Below are 20,939 nucleotides of genomic sequence, written 5' to 3'. Positions count from 1 at the left end.
GCGATGACCACCCCTGCCCTGTTACGGGGCGTCGATCTGGCGGCCTTTGCGGCCGGCTTGGTGGCGCGCTTGCGTCGCGCCGGGGTGACGGTCTCGGCCAGCGGCCAGGCGGGCTTTGTGCATGCGTTGCGAGAACTGCCGCCGCACAGCCGATCCGCGCTGTACTGGTCGGCGCGGTTGACCCTGGTCAACCGGGTCGATGAATTGGCATCGTTCGACGCGGTGTTCGCCGAGATCTTCGGAGGCGTCGAGATGGACGGCCCTGAGCACCACCCGATTCCGCTGCCGGGTCCGCGCACACCGGCCGCCGGAACCGTACACCGCGGCGCCGGGCAATCCAGTGTGCCGCAAGCCCAGACATTGCCGTGGGTCACCCGCGGCGGTGCCGACCCCGACAGCGCCGCCGGTCTCCGACTTCCCGATGTGGCGCCCAGCCGCATCGCCGCCCTGGCCGACGAATCCTTCGAGCGGTTCGACCCCGACGATCTGCGCTTGCTCGGCTCCTGGCTGGAGGCTTCGGTGCGGCACTGGCCGCAGCGGCGCAGCATGCGGACCGAACTCAACCCGCATGGCAAGCGGATCGATCTGCGGGCGACCATCGACGCCTCACGGTTGTCAGGGTGGGAAGTGTTGACGCTGGCCAGAACTCGGCCGCGCCGCCGGCCCAGGCGGGTGGTCCTGGCCTGTGACGTGAGCCGATCGATGCAGCCCTACGCCACCATCTATCTGCACCTGATGCGAGCGACGGCATTGCGTCAGGCGGGCCTGCGGCCAGAGGTGTTCGCCTTCTCGACGTCGTTGACGCGGCTCACCGCGGTGTTGTCGCACCGCTCGCCGGAGGTGGCGCTGCAGCGGGCCAACGCCAAAGTGGTCGATCGCTACGGCGGCACGTTCATCGGCCGCAATATCGAGGCGCTGCTGGGGCCGCCGCACGGCAACGCCTTGCGTGGCGCGGTCGTGATCATCGCCTCCGACGGCTGGGACAGCGACCCGCCCGATACGCTTCGGCACGCCATGGCCAGACTGCGGCGCCGCGCCGACCTGGTGGTGTGGCTCAATCCGCGCGCCGCTCAGCATCGATTCCAGCCCGCGGCGGGCGCCATGGCGGCGGCCTTGCCGTACTGCGACCTGTTCATGCCCGCACACTCGCTGAGCGCGTTGCAGGAGGTACTGCAGGCTATCGCAGGCCGTCAGTCGCAGCCTTGGCTACCCGCAATTGAACCGAGCCCGGCCAGTTCCTCATCGGGCGAATTGGCTACCAGGCGGTGCCGGCTGTAGCAGGCGAAGTAGAGCATGAACGCGCCGAACACCGCCAAACAACACACGGTGGCCACGCCGTCGACCAGGAACGTGGCGATCAGCGCCAGTGCGGCGACCACCAATGCGAAACCGGTGGTTGCCACGCCGCCCGGAGTCCGGTAGGGACGCTCCATCTCGGGTGCCCGCCTGCGCAACACGATGTGGCTGACCATGATCAACACATACGAGAGGGTGGCGCCGAAAACCGCCATGTTCAGCAACAGGTCACCCTTGCCGGTCAACGACAACCCGAACCCGATGACCCCGGGCACGATCAGCGCCAGCGTCGGTGCCTTCCGCGAGTTGGTGACGGACAGGACCGTCGGCAGATAACCCGCCCGGGACAGCGCGAACAGTTGCCGCGAATAGGCGTAGATGATCGAGAAGAAGCTGGCAATCAGGCCGGCCAATCCGATGTAGTTGACTGCTTCGGCCGCGCCACTTGGCCCCAACGCCGCCACCAAAGGATTGCCTGAGGTTGACATCGATTGCGCCCCACCGGAACCGGTGGTCAACAGCAGTACCAGCACGCACGTCGCGAGCAGCACGGCAAAGGCCGCGGTGATGCCGCGCGGAACGTTGCGGGCCGGGTCGGCCGTCTCCTCGGCGGCCAGCGGCACTCCCTCGATAGCCAGGAAGAACCAGATCGCGAACGGCAACGCCGACCACACCCCCAGATACCCGTGCGGCAGGAACGCCGATGCGCCAAGCGAATCCGAGGGCGCGATGTTCGTCAGATTGGCCGCATGGAAGCGCCCGACGGCCGCGACGCAGAAAATCACGATCCCCACCAGCGCTATGACGGTGATCGCAAACATCACCTTCAGCGCCTCGCCGACACCGGCCAGATGGATGCCGATGAACAGGGCGTAGATCGCCAGATACACATACCAGCCGTCGCGAATGCCGAACAGGCCCAGCGACTCCACATAGGCGCCGATGAAGGTCGCGATGGCCGCGGGCGCGATCGAGTACTCGATCAACACGGCGGTGCCCGTCGCGAACCCGCCCCAGGTCCCCAGCGCACGCCGCGCGAACGTGTATCCGCCGCCGGCGGTGGGCAGCGCGGCGGACAACTCGGCCATCCCCAGCACCAATGCCAAGTACATGGCGGCGATGACGCCGGTGGCGAGCACCAACCCGCCGAAGCCGCCCTGGGACAATCCGAAATTCCAGCCCGAGTAGTCCCCGGAAACCACGTAGCTGACACCGAGTCCCGCCAGTAGCAACCAGCCGGCGCTACCGGTTTTCAGTTGCCGCTTCTCCAGGTAGGTCCGCGGCTCCGGGTGGCTTTCCACAGCGCTCTCACGTTAGGGCAGGATCGGCAGGTATGGATCAGGTATGGGCGAACCGGGCGGGAAGCTCTGAAACCGCCGTCACGCAACGGCACCTGAGAAGACTGTGGGGGTTGCCGGGAACGCAGCTGGGCGTGGTGGCCTGGCCGTCCGAGCGCCGGGACCGGTTGTTCGGCACCTGGCATTACTGGTGGCAGGCACATTTGCTGGACTGCCTGGTCGACGCCCAGCTACGCGATCCGCAGCCGGAGCGGAACACCCGGATCAAGCGGCAGATGCGCTCGCACCGGCTACGCAACAACTTCTTCTGGACCAACAATTACTACGACGACATGGCGTGGCTCGCGTTGGCGCTGGAACGTGCCACCAAGGTGACCGGTGTGCAGCGCGACCGGGCGCTGCGCAAGCTCGCTTCGCAATTCGTCGACTCCTGGGCGCCCGAGCAAGGCGGCGGCATCCCGTGGCGCAAGGGCGGCGAGCGATTCTTCAACGCCCCCTCCAACGGCCCGGCGGGAATTTTTTTGGCCCGGTACGGGAACCACGTGCAGCGGGCCGACCAGATGAGCGACTGGATCGACCGCATCCTCATCGACCCCGAGACGCACCTGGTGTTCGACGGCATCAAGGACGGCTCGCTGGTGCGCGCGCAATACACCTACTGCCAGGGGGTGGTGCTCGGTCTCGAGACTGAGCTTGCCAAGCGCACCGGCGCCGAGGCCCGGGAACGGCATCAGCTGCGTGCGCGCCGGCTGGTTGCCGCCGTCAAGGAACAGATGGCGCCGTCGGGTGTGCTCAAAGGCGCCGGCGGCGGTGACGGCGGCCTGTTCGCCGGCATTACCGCGCGCTATCTGGCGCTGGTGGCCACCGACCTGCCCGGTGATTCCGCCGAGGACGCCGTGGCCCGGGACACCGCCCGCAACATCGTGCTGGCCAGCGCGAAGTCGGCGTGGGACTACCGCCAGACGGTGGACGGCCTGCCGGTGTTCGGCGCGTTCTGGGATCGCGACGCCGAACTGCCGAGCGCCGGTGGGCAGCAGGCGCAGTTCGTAGCGGGCGCGGTGAACAGTTCGGAGATCCCCGAGCGGGACCTGTCGGTGCAGCTGTCAGGCTGGATGCTGATGGAAGCCGCGCACGCCGTCACGGCGGCCGACTAATCGACGCTGGCGTCGGATGACTCTTCCTTTTTCGTGCCCCTGCGCCGTGAGCGGTAGGTCTTCCACGCGGCGATGAACGCGGGCATCAGCGACACGAAGAGGATGCCCAGGATGATCTTTTCCAGGTTCTGGTGCACGAACGGCACGTTGCCCAGGAAATAGCCCAGTGTCGTGACGCCGCCGCCCCATAGCGTGCCGCCCACGATGTCGAACCCCAGGAACACCGGGTAGCGCATGTAGGAGATGCCAGCGACCACCGGCGTGAACGTCCGGAGGAAGGGCGCGAACCTGGCCAGAATGATCGCCCAGGGCCCGTACTTCTCGAAGAAGGCGTGCGATTCGGTCACGTAGTGCTTCTTGAAGAACCGCGAATCTTCCTTTTTGAACAGCGCCGGACCGATGCGTCGGCCGATGAAGTACCCGGTCTGGTCGCCCAGTACCGCTACGACGGCGACGGCGGGGGCCAGCACCCAGATGTCGATGGTCCCCTTCGATGCCAGCAAGCCACCGGTGAACAGCAGTGACTCGCCTGGCAGGAGCGGAAACAGCAGACCGGTTTCGATGAAGACGATGATCAGGATCCCCGGTAGCACCGCAGACCCGAAGACGCCGCCGGGGCCCAACCAATACCACGGGTCGAGGAAGTCGCCCAACGCGACAACCGAGGTGCTCATGATGCTTCAACATACCGGCGTTGCAATACTGGTTGGACCAAAGTCTTCGAGGAGGAAGTCTCATGCCCATCGCAACGCCCGAGGTCTACGCCGAGATGTTGGGCCGTGCCAAGAAGAATTCGTACGCTTTTCCGGCCATCAACTGCACTTCTTCGGAGACCATCAACGCGGCCATCAAGGGCTTCGCCGATGCCGGCAGCGACGGCATCATTCAGTTCTCCACCGGGGGCGCGGAGTTCGGCTCCGGCCTCGGCGTCAAGGACATGGTGACCGGCGCCGTCGCGTTGGCCGAGTTCGCCCACGTCATCGCCGCGAAGTACCCGATCAACGTCGCGCTGCACACCGACCACTGCCCCAAGGACAAGCTCGACACCTACGTGCGCCCGTTGCTGGCAATCTCGTCCGAGCGCGTCTCGTCGGGCAAGAACCCGCTGTTCCAGTCGCACATGTGGGACGGCTCGGCGGTGCCGATCGACGAGAACCTGGAGATCGCGCAGGAACTGCTCAAGCAGGCCGCGGCCGCCAAGATCATCCTGGAGATCGAGATCGGCGTGGTCGGCGGCGAAGAGGACGGCGTCGCCAACGAGATCAACGACAAGCTGTACACCACTCCGGAGGACTTCGAGAAGACGATCGAGGCGCTGGGCCACGGCGAGCACGGCCATTACCTACTGGCCGCGACGTTCGGCAACGTGCACGGCGTGTACAAGCCGGGCAACGTCAAGCTGCGTCCCGACATCCTGGCCCAGGGGCAGAAGGTCGCCGCGGCCAAGCTCGGGCTCGGCGACGACGCGCAGCCGTTCGACTTCGTGTTCCACGGCGGTTCGGGCTCGGAGAAGTCAGAGATCGAGGAGGCGCTGCGCTACGGCGTGGTGAAGATGAACGTCGACACCGACACCCAGTACGCGTTCACCCGCCCGATCGTCACGCACATGTTCACCAACTACGACGGCGTGCTGAAGGTCGACGGCGACGTGGGGTCGAAGAAGGTCTATGACCCGCGCAGCTACCTCAAGAAGGCCGAGGCGGGCATGACCGAGCGCGTCATCGAGGCCTGCAACGACCTGCACTGCGCCGGCAAGTCCCTCGCCGGTTAGGCCGAGCAGACGCGAAAGCCCCCGACACGCCGAGCGTGCGGGGGCTTTCGCGTCTGTTCGCGGGGGTAACTCGCGCCCTAACTGGGGGACTGGCAGATCTTCCACTGCTCGTCGCGGTACTGCAGATCCAGGCTGCGCGTCGACCGCGTTTGCGGGTCATAGGCCATGAACGAGGTGATGTTGGCCTCGGCATGCTGGCCGTTGACCACTACCTGATCGATGCTGGCGATCACCGGATACTGCTTGGCCGCCGACACCCGGCGGTAGGTCTCCGTCCAGGCCTTCTCGTCGTAATCCACGTAGCCGTCGCGGGTGGTGCCGCAAGTGATGCCGCGCAGCGCGGTCAGGTCGCCACGCTGTATTGCCACGTCGAAGCTCTGGATGGTCTGCCGCACCTGCTCCTCCTGCGAGGGCTTGGCGTGCTTGGTGCGGGTGAGCAGGACCGTGCCGAAGATGGCGATCGCCGCCAGCGCCAGCACGATCACCACGATCGCCAGCACCCAGCCCCAATTGCGGTGCTTCGGTGCGGTTTTTGTCGCGCCACGCGGCGGAATCGACTGCGGCACTGCGGCTTTGGGCGGCGGCTGGGAACCGGGTGGCGGCGGCTGGGTACCTGGCGGCACCGAGCCCTGTGGTGCCGGGCGGGTTTCGAAGGCCTCGGTGGCAGCTTCCGGGGCGGTGGCGATGACCTGGGTTTCTTTCTCGTCGAAGCCGGGCGCAGTGAATCGGCGCTCGGGTTCGTCCGGGACGGTCGGTTCGGACGTCTCGTCCGGTTGCTTCTTGGCGATCCTCAGCGCCTCGGTTTCGGCATCACCTGTGGCCAGGGGGTAGGCCTCGGTGGCCTCGTTGCTGTTGTCGCGCTCGCGCTCCGGGTTGCCGCCGAAGGATTTGCCGTCGCGGTCCGACTCAGGTGCGTTGGGCATGAGTGGAGCTTAGCGACAGGCTTGGCAAGATGTAGGCATGACGCCGACCGGTGATCTTCTGGGACCTGATCCGATCCTGCTGCCGGGCGACAGCGAGGCCGAGGCTGCGCTGCTCGCCGGCGAGAAGCCCGGCATCGTGGCCGCCGCGCACCCGTCCGCGTCGGTGGCCTGGGCGACGCTCGCCGAGGAGGCACTTGCCGAAGACCGTGCGATCACGGCCTACGCGTACGCCCGCACCGGCTACCACCGGGGGCTGGACCAACTGCGCCGCAACGGCTGGCGGGGCTTCGGCCCGGTGCCGTTTTCGCACGAGCCCAACCGGGGATTCCTGCGGTGTGTGGCGGCGCTGGCGCGCGCCGCGGATGCCATCGGCGAAACCGACGAGTACCGGCGGTGCCTGGACCTACTCGATGACTGTGATCCCGAAGGCCGCAAGGCCCTGGGTCTTTAGCTCGAGTTAGAACGTCTCTTCGCAGTGCCCGTCCGGGCAATCGATCTGCACAGTGGCGTGGTCCAGCCCGCGGGCGGAAAACACCGCACGTGCCGCGTTGAGCACCTGCGCGGAGTCTCGGTCGCTGGTCAGGTGGGCGGTGACCATGTCTTTGCCCGGTGACAGCGTCCACACGTGCAGATCGTGGACGTCGGTCACGCCGTCGAGCTCGCCCAGCGCCGAGCGCAGTTCGGCCACGTCGATGTGGGCCGGCGACGACTCGGACAGGATGCGCAGCGCGGCGCGGGCCAGCGCGATCGCCCGCGGCAATACCCACAGCGCGACCAGCACCGCCACCACCACGTCGGCGTAGGGCCAGCGCGTCGTGACGGTCACGATGCCCGCGATCAGGACCCCGATGCTGCCGACGGTGTCGGCCACCACTTCCATGTAGGCGCCCTTGACCGCCAGGCTCTCGTCCGAATGAGACCGCAGCAGCATCGCCACCAGAAAGTTGGCGGCCACGCCGGCCAGGGCCACCACGATCATCGGCACGCCGGGCACTGACGGCGCTCCGCCGAGCCGGTCGATCGCCTCGTACAGGATGAACAGCGCCACCCCGACCAGCAGCACCGCGTTCGCCACCGCGGTGAACACCTCGGCGCGATGCCAGCCGTAGGTGCGGTCGGGTGACGAGCTGCCCCGACGGGCCAGCAGGACGGCGGTCAGCCCCATGAACACCGCTACCACATCGGTGAGCATGTGCCCCGCATCGGCCAGCAGCGCTATCGAGTTGATCAGCAGCGCGGTCGTCAGCTCGATGACGAAGAACGTGGCCAGAATGGCCGCGGCGCCGATCATCCGGGGGATCATCCGCGACCCATCCGCCTCCGCGGGAGTGTGACTGTGTCCGGCACCCATGCGCAGTAATATATGCGTGAAATTGCATATATCGCAATACTCAGAACCAGGCGCCCCAGAATCGGGTCAGGCCCGCCCCTGCCATCGACAGTCTTGGCGGCACCCCGGACAGGTTGAAAAGCCAGTACACGGCCTCGAAGAAATAGCGGTTCAACCCCGGCGCCAGCAGCACCAAGAGCAGCACGAAGAGGCCGAATTGTTTCGCCGGTGCCAGGGCACGCTGCGTCTGCGGGCTCAAATGGGGCTCGACGGCGTCGTAGCCATCCAGGCCGGGGACCGGCAGCAGATTCAGCACCACCGCGGTCAGTTGCAGGAATCCCAGAAACGCCGTCCCGGCCGCGAACACCAGATGCGCCGGGTTGTACCAGAGGCGCACCGCGGTCAGCAGCAACACCGCCAGCACCAGGTTGGCCGCCGGACCGGCCAGACTGACCAGGGTTCGGCGGGCGGGCGTCATGAACCCGGTCTGCAGATACACCGCCGCGCCCGGCAGCCCGATGCCGCCCAGCGCGATGAACACCATCGGGAACACCAGCGACAGTGCGAGGTGGCTGTAGCGCCGCGGATCCAGGCTGAGGTAGCCGCGCACGGCGGCGTCACGGTCGCCGAATCGCCATGCCGTGTACGCATGCCCGAACTCGTGCAGGCACAACGACACCAGCCAGCCCGCGATCACGAAGATGAATACCCCGGCGTAGGCCAGCGGCCGCGCGACCGATCCGGCGGCCCAGGCCAGCGCCCCACCGATGACCGTCAGGCCGACCAGGCCAAGGAAAATCGGGCTGGGCCGCACCGGTCGAAACTACCGAACCAGCTGCCACCCTTCGACATTGCGGTAGAACGACGATCTGCGGATCGGTCGGGGCGCGGCGACACCGTCGCGCACCACCACCGCGCCGGTGGTGCCCAGCTGCGCGGCGCGCCCGCTGAACCAGCGCACCCACCGGCCCGCCACGGCGGCGCGCAGGCCCGGCAGCGCCGACGTGGGCTCGATCCAGATCGCCGTGACGTCGCCGTCGAACAGCACGGTGTCGTCCACGACGGCCTCACCGCGCATCGACGCGGCGCCCTGGGTCGGCAACCACGCGCCGCGCCCGACGATCACCGTGCCGGTCTCGTCCCGAATCAGCGGTACCCGGCGGGCGGTTCCGCGGCGCGCGCGGCGGGCGGCGCGCAAGCCCGACGGCAGGCGGTAGGCGCGGGTCGCGCGGGTGCGCCGGCGCGGCACGTAGCCCACCTCGACGTCCAGCCGGTCGGTGCGCAGCAGTCGGGTCAGCACGGCGGCCAGGTCGGCGTCCCGGCCGACCACCACCAACCGCCCAGAGGTGTCGAGCGGAGCGTCGAGGTCAGCGGGATCAGCTATGCGGTGGGTGGGCAGGTCGCGCAGGGACCGAGGCGGGCGAGCTTCGCCGAACACCAATACCGCCACGCCGGACGCCTTCTGCGCCGCATTCATGCCACTCCTTGCAAACCGCTGGGTAGGGTAGGTCACCGGCTGGACCACAATAAGCGGCCCAACCTGCCAGACGAGTTGGGAGCACGTCATGCCGGCAATCGTCCTGATCGGCGCCCAGTGGGGCGACGAGGGCAAAGGTAAGGCCACCGATCTGCTCGGTGGCCGGGTCCAGTGGGTGGTGCGCTACCAGGGCGGCAACAACGCCGGGCACACCGTCGTACTGCCCACCGGCGAGAACTTCGCGTTGCACCTGATCCCGTCAGGTGTCCTGACGCCCGGGGTCACCAACGTCATCGGCAACGGCGTGGTCATCGATCCCGGCGTGCTTCTCGACGAGCTCAAAGGCCTGGAAGACCGCGGCGTCGACACCTCCAAGCTGCTGATATCGGCGGATGCTCACCTGTTGATGCCCTACCACGTGGCGATCGACAAGGTCACCGAGCGCTACATGGGCAGCAAGAAGATCGGCACCACCGGCCGCGGCATCGGCCCGTGCTACCAGGACAAGATCGCCCGGATGGGCATCCGGGCGGCCGACGTGCTCGATCCGACGCAGCTGGCGCACAAGATCGAGGCCGCGTTGGAGCTCAAGAACCAGATTCTGGTCAAGATCTACAACCGCAAGGCGCTCGAGCCCGAGCAGGTCGTCGAGTCGCTGCTGCAGCAGGCCGAGGGCTTCAAGCACCGCATCGCCGACACGCGACTACTGCTCAACACCGCGTTGGAGGCCGGCGAGACGGTGTTGCTGGAGGGATCGCAGGGCACGCTGCTCGACGTCGACCACGGCACGTATCCCTATGTCACATCGTCGAATCCGACTGCGGGCGGCGCCGCGGTCGGCTCGGGCATCGGCCCGACCAGGATCACCACGGTGCTGGGCATCCTGAAGGCCTACACCACGCGGGTGGGTTCCGGCCCGTTCCCGACGGAGCTGTTCGACGAGAACGGCGAGTATCTGTCCAAGACCGGCGGCGAGTTCGGGGTCACCACCGGCCGCCGGCGCCGGTGCGGCTGGTTCGACGCCGTGATCGCGCGCTACGCCACCCGGGTCAACGGCATCACCGACTACTTCCTCACCAAACTCGACGTGCTCTCCAGCCTGGAGACGGTGCCGGTCTGCGTGGGCTACAAGATCGACGGCAAGCAGACCTCCGAGATGCCGATGACCCAGAGCCTGCTGTGCCGCGCGGAGCCGGTGTACGAGGAGCTACCCGGCTGGTGGGAAGACATCTCCGCCGCGCGCGAATTCGACGACCTGCCCGCCAAGGCGCGCGACTACGTGCTTCGGCTCGAAGAGCTTGCCGGGGCGCATGTTTCGTGCATCGGCGTAGGGCCGGGCCGGGATCAGACCATCGTGCGGCGCGACGTGCTGGCGGCGCGTCCGTGACAGATCCGGACCCCAAGGAACTCGACCCCGAATACGAACACCACGGCGGCTTCCCGGAATACGGGGCGGCCGATCCGGGAGCGGGCTTCCGCCGCTTTGTCACGTCCATGCGCAAGGTTCAGGACCTGGCCCTGTCGGCCGATCCAAGCGACGACGTCTGGGACAAGGCGGCCGAGCACGCCGCCGCGCTGGTGGAGTTGCTGGGGCCGTTCCAGGCCGCAGAGGGCAGGTCCCCGGCGGGACGGACGCCGGATCTGCCCGGCATGGGCAGCCTGCTGATGCCGCCTTGGGACCTGACGCGCTACGGGCCCGACGGTGTCGAAATGACCGGCTACTTCAGCCGATTCCACGTCGGAGGCAACATGGCGGTGCACGGCGGCGTGCTGCCGCTGCTGTTCGACCACATGTTCGGCATGATCTCGCACGCGGCCGGCCGGCCGATCAGCCGAACCGCCTTCCTGCACGTCGATTACCGCAAGATCACCCCGATCGATACGCCACTGGCGATCCGCGGACGCGTCACCGGGATCGAGGGCCGCAAGGCGTTCGTGTCCGCGGAACTGGTGGACACCGACGAGACGGTACTGGCCGAGGGGAACGGCCTGATGGTGCGACTGCTGCCCGGGCAGCCCTGATCACTGCTGATTCGGATTCGGCGGCACCACGATGATGGTCGCGCCAGGGATTGCCGCCAGCGTCGCGGCGAGATTAGCGACCACTCCGGGCGGCAGCCCTTGCGGCAGACCTGGGAACTGAGCTGCGGTCGCAGCCGCCGGGATGGCCGGCGCGTTGGCGGCGGGCCTAGTCGCCGCGGCGGCGGCGCTGGCCGCCGGGGCTGCCTGCGTCGGGGTCGACGATGAACCGCCCCGGGCTGCCAGGCTAGCGAGGCCGGTGCCCGCCATCCCCGCCACCGCCAGCCCGGCGTAGCCACCCTCCTCCCCGCCGAATACGACTGGCGTGGTGCCGGGGTACATCGCAGCGACCTGGCGCACCGCGGGAGGCATGAACCAGCTCTGCGGCACCGTCAACCCACCGAGGCCGGCGCCGGCACCGGAAACCGCGGCGGCTTCGGCGCCGACGGACCGCAGTCCGATCCGGCCCGGGCCGACCATGGGCCGCTCGGGCGGAACCGGTGCGCCACCGCCGAGTTCTTCTTCTTCCAGTTCGTTGCCCTGCTCGAGCTGTTCCTCCTGAACTTCGTCGCTGCGCACTTCCTCGCTGAACTGCCCCAAGGCCACGATCAGGCTCGCACCCGCAAGACCGGCGGTGGTGAGCACCAGCAGGTCGAGATCCTCGAACGGACTTGGCAAGGGAATCACCGGCGCCGCAGGCGCGACGGCGGCGGCCAAAGGGGCGCCCTCGTCGGTGGTGGCCGGCGGCGGGACGAACGGCGTCAGCTGCGACGCCGCTTCGGAATCGCCGGCGTAGCCCGCCATGGCGACGACGTCCTGCGCCCACATTTCCCCGTAATCCGCCTCGCCCGTTGCGATCGCGGGCGTGTTCTGGCCGAAGATGTTGGTCTGTGCCAATGAGATGACGGTGTTGCGGTTGGCCGCGATTGCCGCCGGTGGCACGGTCGCGGCGTATGCGGCTTCGTAAGCGTTTGCTGCGGCCACCGCCTGGGCGGCGGCCTGTTCCGCCTGGGCGGCAGTAACCCGCATCCAGGTCACGTACGGAGCTACCGCAGCCGCCATCGAGATGGACGACGACCCCAGCCACTCGTGACCAGCGAGTCCCGCGATCACCGCTGTATAGGACTCCGCCGTCGCATTCAACTCGTTGGCCAGCCCCTCCCAGGCCGTGGCCGCTTCGACCAGCGGAGCCGATCCAGGACCGGAATAAATTCGGGCAGAATTGATTTCTGGTGGCAGCGCCCCGTACTCCATGCCAAGCATGCCTATGCCCCCCATCGGCTCGGAACTCACGACAGCCATGCACCTCCCCGCGGCAACCCGGTACCGCGCCATTCAGCAAATTTTCACAAGACTTTCACAAATATTCCCAAAGAAGACTCCAGCGGCGTTGCTCGGGGGATCGCCCCTATCCTTGAGCGGTGACCGACGGCGTTACCGAAGGACCAGAGGGAGCCGGCCACCAGCAGCTTCCAGCAGACGTTGACCAGGGCACGACGGTGCTGTCCATCGAGGCCGAACCCGATATCGGCCCGCGCGTGTTGGTGCTCGGATCCGACCCGGTGGGTGAGGAGTTGACCGTCGCCCTGCAGCGGCTGGGCGCCGAGGTCATCACCGCGGACGCCGAGACGATCGCCGACGCCGAAGAGCTGACGGCGGTGGCGCAGGGGTTGCAACCGGACTTCGTGGTCACCCTCGCCGGGGCGGTCGACGTAGTCGCCATCGATGGTGTGGAAGACCAGGACAGCGAGCTGGTGCCCAGTGCCCGCGGCGTGCGGCTCACCGCGGATCGAGAAGGTCTGCGCCGGCTGGCGGCCGACGAACTGGGCTTGCCCACCGCGCCGTTCTGGTTCGTCGAGTCGCTTGCCGAACTCGAGGCGGTGGCCGCCCACGCCGGCTACCCGCTGCTGGTCAAGCCGGTAACCGCTGACGACGGCCGCAACCGGTCGGTGGTTCGCGAGCCCTCCGAGGTCGCCGGTGCCTGGGAGCGTGCGACCGCAGGCGGGGGCAGCCGGGTCTGGGCCGAGACGGTGGTCGACGTCGAGTTTCTGGTCACCCTGATCGTGGTGCGCAACGAGGGTCCATCCGGCCCGTCCATCGGGTTCTGTTCACCGATCGGGCATTCCAGTGAGGACACCGAGGCGCTGGAATTCTGGCAACCGCAGGAGCTGACGCCCGCCGCGCTGGATGCCGCGAAGTCGATAGCCGCGCGCATCGTCAAGGCGCTGGGCGGGCGCGGGGTCTACAGCGTCGAGTTGATGATCAACGGCGACGAGGTGTATTTCGCGGAGGTGGTGGCGGGCTTGTCGGACGCAGCCTGGGTAACCCTGCGTAGCCAGCGGCTTTCGGCGTTCGAACTGCAGGCCAGGACCGTGCTGGGAGTAGCGGCCGACACCCTGATGGTCTCGCCAGGCGCCGCCCGGGTGATCGATCAGGGCGCGACGGCACCCGGCGTTGCCCCCGGTGGTGACGTGCTCGCCGAAGCCCTCGCGGTGCCGGAAAGTGACCTGCGGGTGTTCGTTCCGGCGCCCGTGGACCAACCCGCGCGCTCGCCGGACAGATGGGGGGTGGCGCTGGCGACCGCACCCGACGTGACCACCGCGCGCGACCGCGCCCGGCAGGTCGCGGCCGAGCTGAATGTGCGAGACTCACGCGGGTGAGCTACGCAGGAGACATCACGCCTCTCGAGGCGTGGAAAATGCTGACGGACAACCCCGACGCCGTACTTGTGGACGTGCGCACCGACGCCGAGTGGCGCTTCGTGGGGGTTCCCGACCTCTCGAGCCTGGGACGCGACGTGCTTTACATCGAGTGGAACAGGTCCAACGGGCAGCACAACGACAGGTTCCTCGCCGAACTGCAGGACAAGCTGCCGGCCGCCGAGAGCGAGCGCCCGGTGGTGTTTCTGTGTCGTTCCGGAAACCGCTCCATCGGCGCCGCCGAAGTGGCGACGGAGGCCGGAATCGGGCCGTCGTACAACGTGCTGGACGGCTTCGAAGGCCAACTCGATGCGCAGGGCCACCGTGGCGACACGGGGTGGCGCGCAGTAGGGCTGCCTTGGAAACAAGGCTAGTAACACGGTTAGTGGCAGGGACAGCAACAGGGCCAGCGCACTGATGACCGACCCGAAATCCATTCGCACTCCCAAGCCGCTGCCGGACGGCGTCGGACAGGCCACCATCGGTGTGCGCGGGGGACTGACGCGCTCGGGATTCGAAGAGACCGCCGAGGCGATGTTCATGTCGTCCGGCTACGTCTACCCGTCCGCGGCCGTTGCCGAGCAGTCGTTCACCGGCGAGGTGGACCACTACGTCTACTCGCGGTACGGCAACCCCACCGTCAACATGTTCCAGGAGCGGCTGCGCCTGATCGAGGGCGCTCAGGCGGCGTTTGCGACGGCCAGCGGCATGGCCGCCGTGTTCGTCTCGCTGGGTGCCCTGCTGGGTGCCGGCGATCGCCTGGTGGCAGCGCGCAGCCTGTTCGGTTCTTGTTTCGTGGTGTGCAACGAGATCCTGCCGCGCTGGGGAGTGGAAACCGTGTTCGTTGACGGCGACGACCTATCGCAGTGGGAACAGGCCCTGTCGGTCCCCACCCAGGCGGTGTTCTTCGAGACGCCGTCGAACCCGATGCAATCGCTGGTCGACATCGCCGCGGTCACGGAGCTGGCCCACGCTGCGGGCGCAAAGGTGGTGTTGGACAACGTCTTTGCGACGCCGTTGCTGCAACAGGGGTTTCCGCTCGGCGTCGACGTGGTGGTGTACTCCGGAACCAAGCACATCGACGGCCAGGGCCGGGTGCTGGGTGGTGCCATCCTGGGCGACCAGGAGTACATCGACGGCCCGGTGCAGAAGCTGATGCGCCACACCGGCCCCGCGCTGAGCGCCTTCAACGCCTGGGTGTTGCTCAAAGGCCTTGAGACGCTGGCGGTTCGGGTCGACTACAGCAACTCTTCGGCGCAACGCATCGCCGAGTTCCTGCAGGAGCACCCCGCAGTGCGCTGGGTCCGCTACCCGTTCCTGCCGTCACACCCGCAATACGACCTGGCCAAGCGCCAAATGACCGGCGGCGGAACGGTTATCACCTTCGAGCTGGATGCCGCCGAGGGTGCGTCCAAGCAGCGGGCCTTCGAAGTGCTCGACAAGTTGCGGCTGATCGACATCTCCAACAACCTCGGTGACGCCAAATCCCTTGTCACACACCCAGCGACCACGACGCACCGGGCGATGGGCCCGGAGGGCCGAGCCGCAATCGGGCTGGGCGACGGCGTGGTCCGTATTTCCGTTGGACTGGAAGGCACCGACGATCTGATCGCCGATATCGACCAGGCGTTGACCTAACCCGGGCTAACCGGCCTTCTGTTCGGCTTTTTCGGCTTGTTCGGCGGCCGCTAACGCGCCCTGGCTTTCGGCGGGTCCGATACCTTGGCTCTCTTCCATCCACTTGGTCACGACTCTCGCGTAGATCATCTGGCTGGTGATGGCCATCTGACCGCGGGTGCGGCCCAAGAAAGAGATCACCCAGGAGAACAACGCCGCGATCCGGTTGCGGTGGCCGACCAAGTAGTAGAGATGCAGGACCAGCCACGCCAGCCAAGCGATGAAGCCGCCGAACTCCAACTTGCCGACCTGAGCGACTGCGTTGTACCGCGAGATCGTCGCCATACTGCCCTTGTTGAAGTAATCAAACTTCTCTCGGTTGGCCGGGTCGTCTTTGCCTTTGACGGTGTTCTTGATGATCTTGGTGGCATAGTGCGCGCCCTGGATCGCGCCCTGCGCCATACCCGGCACGTCGGGCACCATCGCCAGGTCACCGATCACAAAGACGTGCGGGTGGCCCTTGACGGTGAGGTCGGGCTCGACGATGACCCGTCCGGCTTTGTCGGTCTCAGTGCCGTCGGATTGCTCGGCGATCATCTTGCCCAGTGGACTGGCTTGGACACCGGCAGCCCATACCTTGACCGCGCATTCGATGCGGCGTTCGCCGGTCTCCTTCTCTTTGATCGTGATGCCCTTGTAGTCGACTGCGGTGACCATGGCGTTGAGCTGAACCTCGACGTCCATCTTTTCCAGACGTCGTTGTGCTTTGCCACCCAACTTCTCGCCCATTGGTGGCAACACCAGCGGGGCGGCATCGACCAAGACCACTCGGCACTCGTCGGGTCTGATGGTGCGAAACGCGCCGGCCAGCGTGCGTTCGGCGAGTTCGACGATCTGACCGGCCACCTCGACGCCGGTTGGGCCGGCGCCGACCACCACGAACGTCAAGCGACGTTCGCGCTCAGCCTGGTCGGTGCTGACCTCCGCTGCCTCGAATGCGCCGAGGATGCGGCCGCGTAATTCGAGTGCGTCATCGATGGTCTTCATGCCGGGCGCGAATGTGGCGAAGTGATCGTTGCCGAAGTAGGACTGCTGAGAACCGGACGCGACGATCAGGCTGTCGTACTCGGTCACCGTCTCCATGTCCAACAGTTTTGATGTGACCGTCTTGGCCTTCAGGTCGATGGCGTTGACCTCGCCCAGCAACACCCGCACATTTTTCTGCTTGCGGAGGACCAGGCGCGTGGTCGGAGCGATGTCGCCCTCGGACAGGATTCCCGTGGCCACTTGATAGAGCAGCGGCTGGAACAGGTGGGTCGTTGTCTTGGAAATGAGCGTGATGTCGACATCGGCCCGCTTGAGCTTCCTGGCTGCGTTCAGGCCCCCGAAGCCACTTCCGATGATGACTACGTGATGGCGCTTGGTCGCGGGTTGTTGCTCGTTGGATGGGTGCGACATGCTCTCCCCTTCTGGGTCCGACTGATCTCACTCTCTCAGCGCGCATACCCACCCTATGACTCGATTAGCCCGACGTCTCCTGGTCTTGCCCAGATGTCGCCCAATCCAGCAAAGCGGCGGCCGGTCAGCGGCCGTGTCCGCCGCCCCCGCCGCCAGTGCTTCCGCCACCGGTACTGCCACCACCGGTGCTGCCGCCTCCGGTGCTCCCACCACCGGTGCTGCCGCCTCCGGTACTGCCACCACCGGTGCTGCCGCCGCCTCCGGTGCTCCCACCTCCGGTGCTCTCGCCACCGGTGCTCCCACCAGGCGCCCCGCCGCTCGGCGCTCCGCCACCGGGCGCGCCTTCGCTTGGCCCCGTTCCGCCGGGCGCCCCACCCGGAGTTCCGCCGGGCGCCCCACCGGGAGTCCCGCCGGGCGCCCCACCCGGAGTTCCGTCAGGCGCCCCGCCGGGGGCTCCACCCGGAGTTCCGCCGGGCGCCCCACCCGGAGTTCCGTCAGTCGCCCCACCGGGAGTCCCGCCGGGGGCTCCACCCGGAGTTCCGTCAGGCGCCCCACCCGGGTGCCCAGGCCCGCCCGAGCCATACGGCCTTCCGGGCTGGCCGGTGTGGTGGTGCTCCGGCACCGCCGGGCCCGGCACCAGTGGATTCGGGTCGTTGGGAAAGAGGTTGGGGTCAAGAGCCTCTGGGTTGTCGTGGCAGCCGAACGGGTTCGGGTTCGCTCCCCACCCCGGGTCCCAGACATCGCCTGGACACCAGTGCGGGGGAGGTCCCGGCTGGGCATGAGCTTCACTGGCCACGCTCGTGCCGATCAGTCCGATACCCATAACGAGCGCCGTTGTACTTACAACTGCATATGTAAATTTCGACATGCCTTTTTCTTACCTAGGCTAACTGTGTGAAAAGCGCACATCAGCCGTCAGAGGGCTGTGCACATACCCCTGTGGGGTATATGATTGCGCAGTGAGCAGCCGGCACGCGGGCCCGTGGATCGCGATCCTTATCGCGTCGTTGTTGCTCGGTATTGGGGCCCATTGCGGTCTGCCGCAGCGCGAACCTGAGGCGAACAGTGTCGGCCACACCGCTTTCGCCGTCGCTCCCCTCAGCCAGCTCGTTGGCGCCGGCGACCACATCGCACGTCCCGAAGCTTCGAAATTGCCCTGCCCCATCAAGCTCACCGCGGCGGTCCCGCCCTCGCCGGATATCGCGGCGCCGGCCGGAGTCAGCATCGTCGCGGCGATCGGCGCCCTTGTGTGGTTTACCGGGTTCGCGGTGAGGGGTGGGCGGAGTCCGCCCAGGCGTCCGCGCCTTGTCATCGTCGGTCGCGATCTTTTGACGCGACTCTGTCTAGCCCGTCGCTGAGTGGTCAGCCTCAGACCGTTCCCCCTGGGCGCGGTCGGTGATCGCTGTTGCTGCAACGAGTCCCGTTCGCGGCCGTTCGCGCGCGGGCTGGCGCACCTGGAGACAAGGACATGGACTTTGGCGCACTACCACCTGAAATCAACTCGGCCAGAATGTATTCGGGGCCCGGCGCAGCATCGATGCTGGCTGCCGCGGCGGCTTGGGAGGCGACGGCCGAGAACCTCTATGCCGCAGCGGCCTCCTGCAACGACACCCTCTCCGCCCTGACCGATCAGGCTTGGCGCAGCGACGCAACGCAGGCCATGACGGCCGCGGCCGGTACGTATCTGGCCTGGATGACTAAAACCGCGGCGCGGGCGCAGCATTCAGCTGCTCAATTGCGCATGGCGGCAATGGTATTCGAAACGGCCCGATCGGCTACCGTGCCGCCGCCCGTGGTTGCGGCCAATCGTGCGCTACTGATGCTGCTCACCGCCACCAATGTGCTGGGCGTCAACACCCTCGCCATTGCGGCGGCCGAGGCGGACTACGGCGAGATGTGGGCGCAAGATGCCGCGGCCATGTACGGCTATGCGAGCGGCTCGGCGGCCGCGTCGACGTTGACGGCGTTCGTTGCGCCCAACGAAGTCGCCGATGCTGCTGGGCTCGCGGAGTTGTCCGCGGTGATCTGGACGGTTCCGCAGACCCTGCAACAACTTGCGCAACCGTTGCAGTCCGGGACGTCAACTTTCAGCTCCTCCGTGTCGGCGATGTCTTCGCTGAGTTCGGTCGCCAAGACGCTCGGCTCCTCCACCGCCGCCCTGTCCAGCGAGGTGTCAGGGCTTGCCGGTGCGGCCGGAACGGTTCCGCTGCCGGCGGGACTGATCGCGGGGTGGGCCCCGTCGGGCGTGTCCGCACAGCTGGGTAGGGCAGCGCACCTCGGACCGCTGTCCGTGCCGCAGAGCTGGACCTCGGTCCCCGCGACGCACCGCCCGGTGGAGTTAGCCGACGCTGTCGCTGCAGCGACTCCGGACGACAGGGCAAACGCGTTAGGCGGGTTGCCTTTTGCCGGCATGGCACCACGCGCCGAGAACACCTCGAGCGGCACCGCACCACGGGCCGGCACGCGACTTACGGTGATGCCCCGGCCCGAATTCATCGGTTAGGTATGAGGAGTTGTTGAGGGTGTCGGTCGGAACGTTCCCGTGCCACTATGAGCTGTCATGCCCGCGACGCAGCACGTCGTTCTGATCCACGGCAATTGGAGCCGTGGGGAACAGTTGGCTGCCGTCCGCAGTGTCTTTGAGGAGCGAGGCTACCGGGCGCACACTCCCACACTGCGTCATCATGAGCTGCCGATTGACGAGGGCGCATTGAAGATCGCGGCACTCAGCCTTCGGGACTACGCCGCCGATCTGGTGACTTTCGTTGCGTCCCTTGATTCGCCGCCACTTCTCGTCGGTCACTCGATGGGCGGGCTACTGGCACAGCTGGTCGCGGCCCGCACCGAACACACCGGGTTGGTGGTCCTGTGTCCCGCGCCCGCATCTGGCATCACCGGCGCGTCGACTCCGGCAAACCGCCGATTGGCTATGCCGTATTTCTTGCGGCTACGTCCATGGGCCAAGGCGGTACGCCCGCCGACGTTCGATCAATTCCGCCGGTGGATCGCCAACAGTCAGACCGAGGAGACCGCGCGCGAGATCTATTCCGGCTTGGTGTGCGAATCCGGACGGGTGCAGTGGGAGATATTGCTTGCAATGCTGAAGCTCTCGCCGGAGACGGTGGTCGATGCCGCGGTGGTAGCGAGTCCGGTGTTGGCGATAGGGGGTGAATACGACCGCATCGTGCCAGCCGAGGTCGTCCGGCAGACGGCTGCCCGGTATCGGCACGCGACCGTTGTCGAGATTCCCGGAGCCGACCACATGGTGCTATCCGGAGCTTCGCTGCCTGTTGTGTTGCGGGTTATCGACGAGTGGATCGCGAGCAACGGTCTCGGTCCGGGTTAGGAACTTCTCGAGCAACTCCTCAAAGGTGTTGGTATATAACCTGACTTGAGCCCTGGTCCTTGCGGAAAGGCGAACGTCCGGCTGTAGGATCCCGTCCCGTCGTTCCCGCCAGCGGCGGTCGACATTCAACGATCGTTAGATGACGCTCTCCGACCTCTGCCTCGACTCGAACCTTGTCACGAACATGCTCGGGCACTCTGTCCCGGCACATGATTAGTTTGCAGCCCCGCAGCTTCCGCCGTTCACTCGCGTCAGCGTGTCACCGCCGTGTGGCATAATCGAACAGATGTTCGATGGTGGGCGGTCTGCGGTGGAGGGGCCGACGGGGCGGGTGCCGTCGCCGGAGGCGATGGCGGCTGAGGAGGAGTATTGGGAGCGCCGTCATCCCTCGAGCACTGCGGAGTCCGCGGGCTGGCTTGAGCAGCTCGGCGCGGGGTGGCGGGCGGAGAATCGGGCGGCGGCGGCGCAGTTGGTGGCGATTGGGAAGTTGTTCGCTTACCGGTTGTCGCGGTGCTCTGATACCGAGGAGTGGTGTGTGGACACCATGGAGG

Annotated in this window: 22 protein-coding genes and 1 pseudogene; 13 read left to right on the top strand and 10 right to left on the bottom strand. The window is 67.0% G+C overall.

The features are described 5' to 3' along the window. The first annotated feature begins 3 nt into the window (after positions 1 to 3). Entirely contained in the window at positions 4 to 1,278 is a 1,275-nt protein-coding gene (locus A5645_RS01770) for a vWA domain-containing protein (RefSeq protein WP_081288106.1), read from the top strand. On the opposite strand, the gene eat is transcribed toward A5645_RS01770, so the two are convergent. Next, positions 1,191 to 2,597, bottom strand: a complete 1,407-nt coding sequence (eat, locus tag A5645_RS01765; protein WP_065128297.1) for an ethanolamine permease — start codon at positions 2,595 to 2,597, stop codon at positions 1,191 to 1,193. The two genes, A5645_RS01770 and eat, sit on opposite strands and share 88 nt — an antisense overlap. A 32-nt stretch (positions 2,598 to 2,629) precedes the next feature. Here eat and A5645_RS01760 point away from each other — a divergent pair, with 32 nt between their 5' ends. After that, positions 2,630 to 3,748: a glycoside hydrolase family 76 protein gene (locus A5645_RS01760; protein ID WP_065128296.1), complete on the top strand. Its 1,119-nt coding sequence runs from the start codon at positions 2,630 to 2,632 to the stop codon at positions 3,746 to 3,748. On the opposite strand, the gene A5645_RS01755 is transcribed toward A5645_RS01760, so the two are convergent. Further along, positions 3,745 to 4,422, bottom strand: coding sequence for a DedA family protein (locus A5645_RS01755; RefSeq protein WP_065035889.1), 678 nt, complete (start codon positions 4,420 to 4,422; stop codon positions 3,745 to 3,747). The two genes, A5645_RS01760 and A5645_RS01755, sit on opposite strands and share 4 nt — an antisense overlap. A 62-nt stretch (positions 4,423 to 4,484) precedes the next feature. Here A5645_RS01755 and fbaA point away from each other — a divergent pair, with 62 nt between their 5' ends. Continuing rightward, positions 4,485 to 5,519 (top strand): class II fructose-bisphosphate aldolase, encoded by a 1,035-nt coding sequence (gene fbaA, locus A5645_RS01750; protein WP_065035888.1) that lies wholly within the window; start codon positions 4,485 to 4,487, stop codon positions 5,517 to 5,519. 77 nt (positions 5,520 to 5,596) lie between these two features. Here the strand turns inward: fbaA and A5645_RS01745 are convergent, their stop codons facing one another. Beyond that, positions 5,597 to 6,442 carry an Rv0361 family membrane protein gene (locus tag A5645_RS01745; RefSeq protein WP_065035887.1) on the bottom strand — a complete coding sequence of 282 codons (846 nt, stop codon included), beginning with the start codon at positions 6,440 to 6,442 and terminating at the stop codon, positions 5,597 to 5,599. A 37-nt stretch (positions 6,443 to 6,479) separates the two neighbouring features. Between A5645_RS01745 and A5645_RS01740 the strand changes: the two genes are divergently transcribed. After that, complete coding sequence (locus tag A5645_RS01740; RefSeq protein WP_065035886.1) at positions 6,480 to 6,893, top strand: DUF3151 domain-containing protein; 414 nt, start codon at positions 6,480 to 6,482, stop codon at positions 6,891 to 6,893. 6 nt (positions 6,894 to 6,899) lie between these two features. Here A5645_RS01740 and A5645_RS01735 read toward each other — a convergent pair whose 3' ends face one another. From A5645_RS01735 to A5645_RS01725, 3 genes are read right to left on the bottom strand one after another with little or no spacing between them, the layout of a single operon-like run. Next, entirely contained in the window at positions 6,900 to 7,793 is an 894-nt protein-coding gene (locus A5645_RS01735) for a cation diffusion facilitator family transporter (protein WP_065128295.1), read from the bottom strand. Positions 7,794 to 7,833: 40 nt separating this feature from the next. Then, positions 7,834 to 8,586 (bottom strand): site-2 protease family protein, encoded by a 753-nt coding sequence (locus A5645_RS01730; RefSeq protein WP_065035884.1) that lies wholly within the window; start codon positions 8,584 to 8,586, stop codon positions 7,834 to 7,836. Between the two features lie 9 nt (positions 8,587 to 8,595). Next, on the bottom strand, positions 8,596 to 9,249 hold the full coding sequence (locus A5645_RS01725; RefSeq protein ID WP_065128294.1) for a peptidase M50: 654 nt from the start codon (positions 9,247 to 9,249) through the stop codon (positions 8,596 to 8,598). An 88-nt stretch (positions 9,250 to 9,337) separates the two neighbouring features. On the opposite strand from A5645_RS01725, the gene A5645_RS01720 reads away from it, so the two are divergent. Together A5645_RS01720 and A5645_RS01715 are read left to right on the top strand one after the other, a co-directional pair. Further along, positions 9,338 to 10,636 (top strand): adenylosuccinate synthase, encoded by a 1,299-nt coding sequence (locus A5645_RS01720; protein WP_065035882.1) that lies wholly within the window; start codon positions 9,338 to 9,340, stop codon positions 10,634 to 10,636. Next, positions 10,633 to 11,271, top strand: a complete 639-nt coding sequence (locus A5645_RS01715; protein ID WP_065128293.1) for a PaaI family thioesterase — start codon at positions 10,633 to 10,635, stop codon at positions 11,269 to 11,271. Before A5645_RS01720 ends, A5645_RS01715 begins: the two co-directional genes overlap by 4 nt. Here A5645_RS01715 and A5645_RS01710 read toward each other — a convergent pair whose 3' ends face one another. Further along, a complete protein-coding gene (locus tag A5645_RS01710) occupies positions 11,272 to 12,522 on the bottom strand; it encodes a PPE family protein (protein ID WP_065035880.1) in 1,251 nt (416 codons plus the stop codon). A gap of 167 nt (positions 12,523 to 12,689) precedes the next feature. On the opposite strand from A5645_RS01710, the gene purT reads away from it, so the two are divergent. Genes purT through A5645_RS01695 form a run of 3 tightly spaced genes read left to right on the top strand, consistent with a single transcriptional unit; the run spans position 12,690 to position 15,605 of the window. After that, positions 12,690 to 13,928: a formate-dependent phosphoribosylglycinamide formyltransferase gene (gene purT, locus A5645_RS01705; protein WP_065035879.1), complete on the top strand. Its 1,239-nt coding sequence runs from the start codon at positions 12,690 to 12,692 to the stop codon at positions 13,926 to 13,928. Continuing rightward, entirely contained in the window at positions 13,925 to 14,341 is a 417-nt protein-coding gene (locus A5645_RS01700) for a rhodanese-like domain-containing protein (protein ID WP_036351897.1), read from the top strand. The genes purT and A5645_RS01700 overlap by 4 nt, the downstream gene beginning before the upstream one ends. A gap of 43 nt (positions 14,342 to 14,384) precedes the next feature. Beyond that, entirely contained in the window at positions 14,385 to 15,605 is a 1,221-nt protein-coding gene (locus tag A5645_RS01695) for an O-succinylhomoserine sulfhydrylase (protein WP_065128292.1), read from the top strand. Between the two features lie 6 nt (positions 15,606 to 15,611). Here A5645_RS01695 and A5645_RS01690 read toward each other — a convergent pair whose 3' ends face one another. Continuing rightward, complete coding sequence (locus tag A5645_RS01690) at positions 15,612 to 17,042, bottom strand: NAD(P)/FAD-dependent oxidoreductase (protein ID WP_065035877.1); 1,431 nt, start codon at positions 17,040 to 17,042, stop codon at positions 15,612 to 15,614. A gap of 124 nt (positions 17,043 to 17,166) precedes the next feature. Beyond that, on the bottom strand, positions 17,167 to 17,865 hold the full coding sequence (locus tag A5645_RS28285; protein ID WP_155767805.1) for an Mtp family mycobacterial-type pilin: 699 nt from the start codon (positions 17,863 to 17,865) through the stop codon (positions 17,167 to 17,169). Positions 17,866 to 18,001: 136 nt separating this feature from the next. Here A5645_RS28285 and lpqS point away from each other — a divergent pair, with 136 nt between their 5' ends. The 3 genes from lpqS to A5645_RS01675 all read left to right on the top strand — a co-directional run bounded on the left by lpqS (position 18,002) and on the right by A5645_RS01675 (position 20,388). Beyond that, entirely contained in the window at positions 18,002 to 18,400 is a 399-nt protein-coding gene (gene lpqS / locus A5645_RS29525) for a putative copper homeostasis (lipo)protein LpqS (RefSeq protein WP_065128291.1), read from the top strand. Positions 18,401 to 18,510: 110 nt separating this feature from the next. Further along, on the top strand, positions 18,511 to 19,545 hold the full coding sequence (locus A5645_RS01680; protein WP_065128290.1) for a PPE family protein: 1,035 nt from the start codon (positions 18,511 to 18,513) through the stop codon (positions 19,543 to 19,545). A gap of 57 nt (positions 19,546 to 19,602) precedes the next feature. After that, positions 19,603 to 20,388 carry an alpha/beta hydrolase gene (locus A5645_RS01675; RefSeq protein WP_065128289.1) on the top strand — a complete coding sequence of 262 codons (786 nt, stop codon included), beginning with the start codon at positions 19,603 to 19,605 and terminating at the stop codon, positions 20,386 to 20,388. A gap of 19 nt (positions 20,389 to 20,407) precedes the next feature. On the opposite strand, the gene A5645_RS29355 is transcribed toward A5645_RS01675, so the two are convergent. After that, positions 20,408 to 20,599: a DUF3024 domain-containing protein gene (locus A5645_RS29355; protein ID WP_436405456.1), complete on the bottom strand. Its 192-nt coding sequence runs from the start codon at positions 20,597 to 20,599 to the stop codon at positions 20,408 to 20,410. A gap of 138 nt (positions 20,600 to 20,737) precedes the next feature. On the opposite strand from A5645_RS29355, the pseudogene A5645_RS01670 reads away from it, so the two are divergent. Beyond that, a pseudogene (locus A5645_RS01670) lies at positions 20,738 to 20,939 on the top strand (hypothetical protein); the annotation flags it as partial.

The organism is Mycobacterium asiaticum (assembly GCF_001673635.1).
Taxonomy (GTDB): domain Bacteria; phylum Actinomycetota; class Actinomycetes; order Mycobacteriales; family Mycobacteriaceae; genus Mycobacterium; species Mycobacterium asiaticum_C.
The sequence above is the reverse complement of the archived record's forward strand: the minus strand, read 5'-3'. Positions and strand labels throughout refer to the sequence as shown.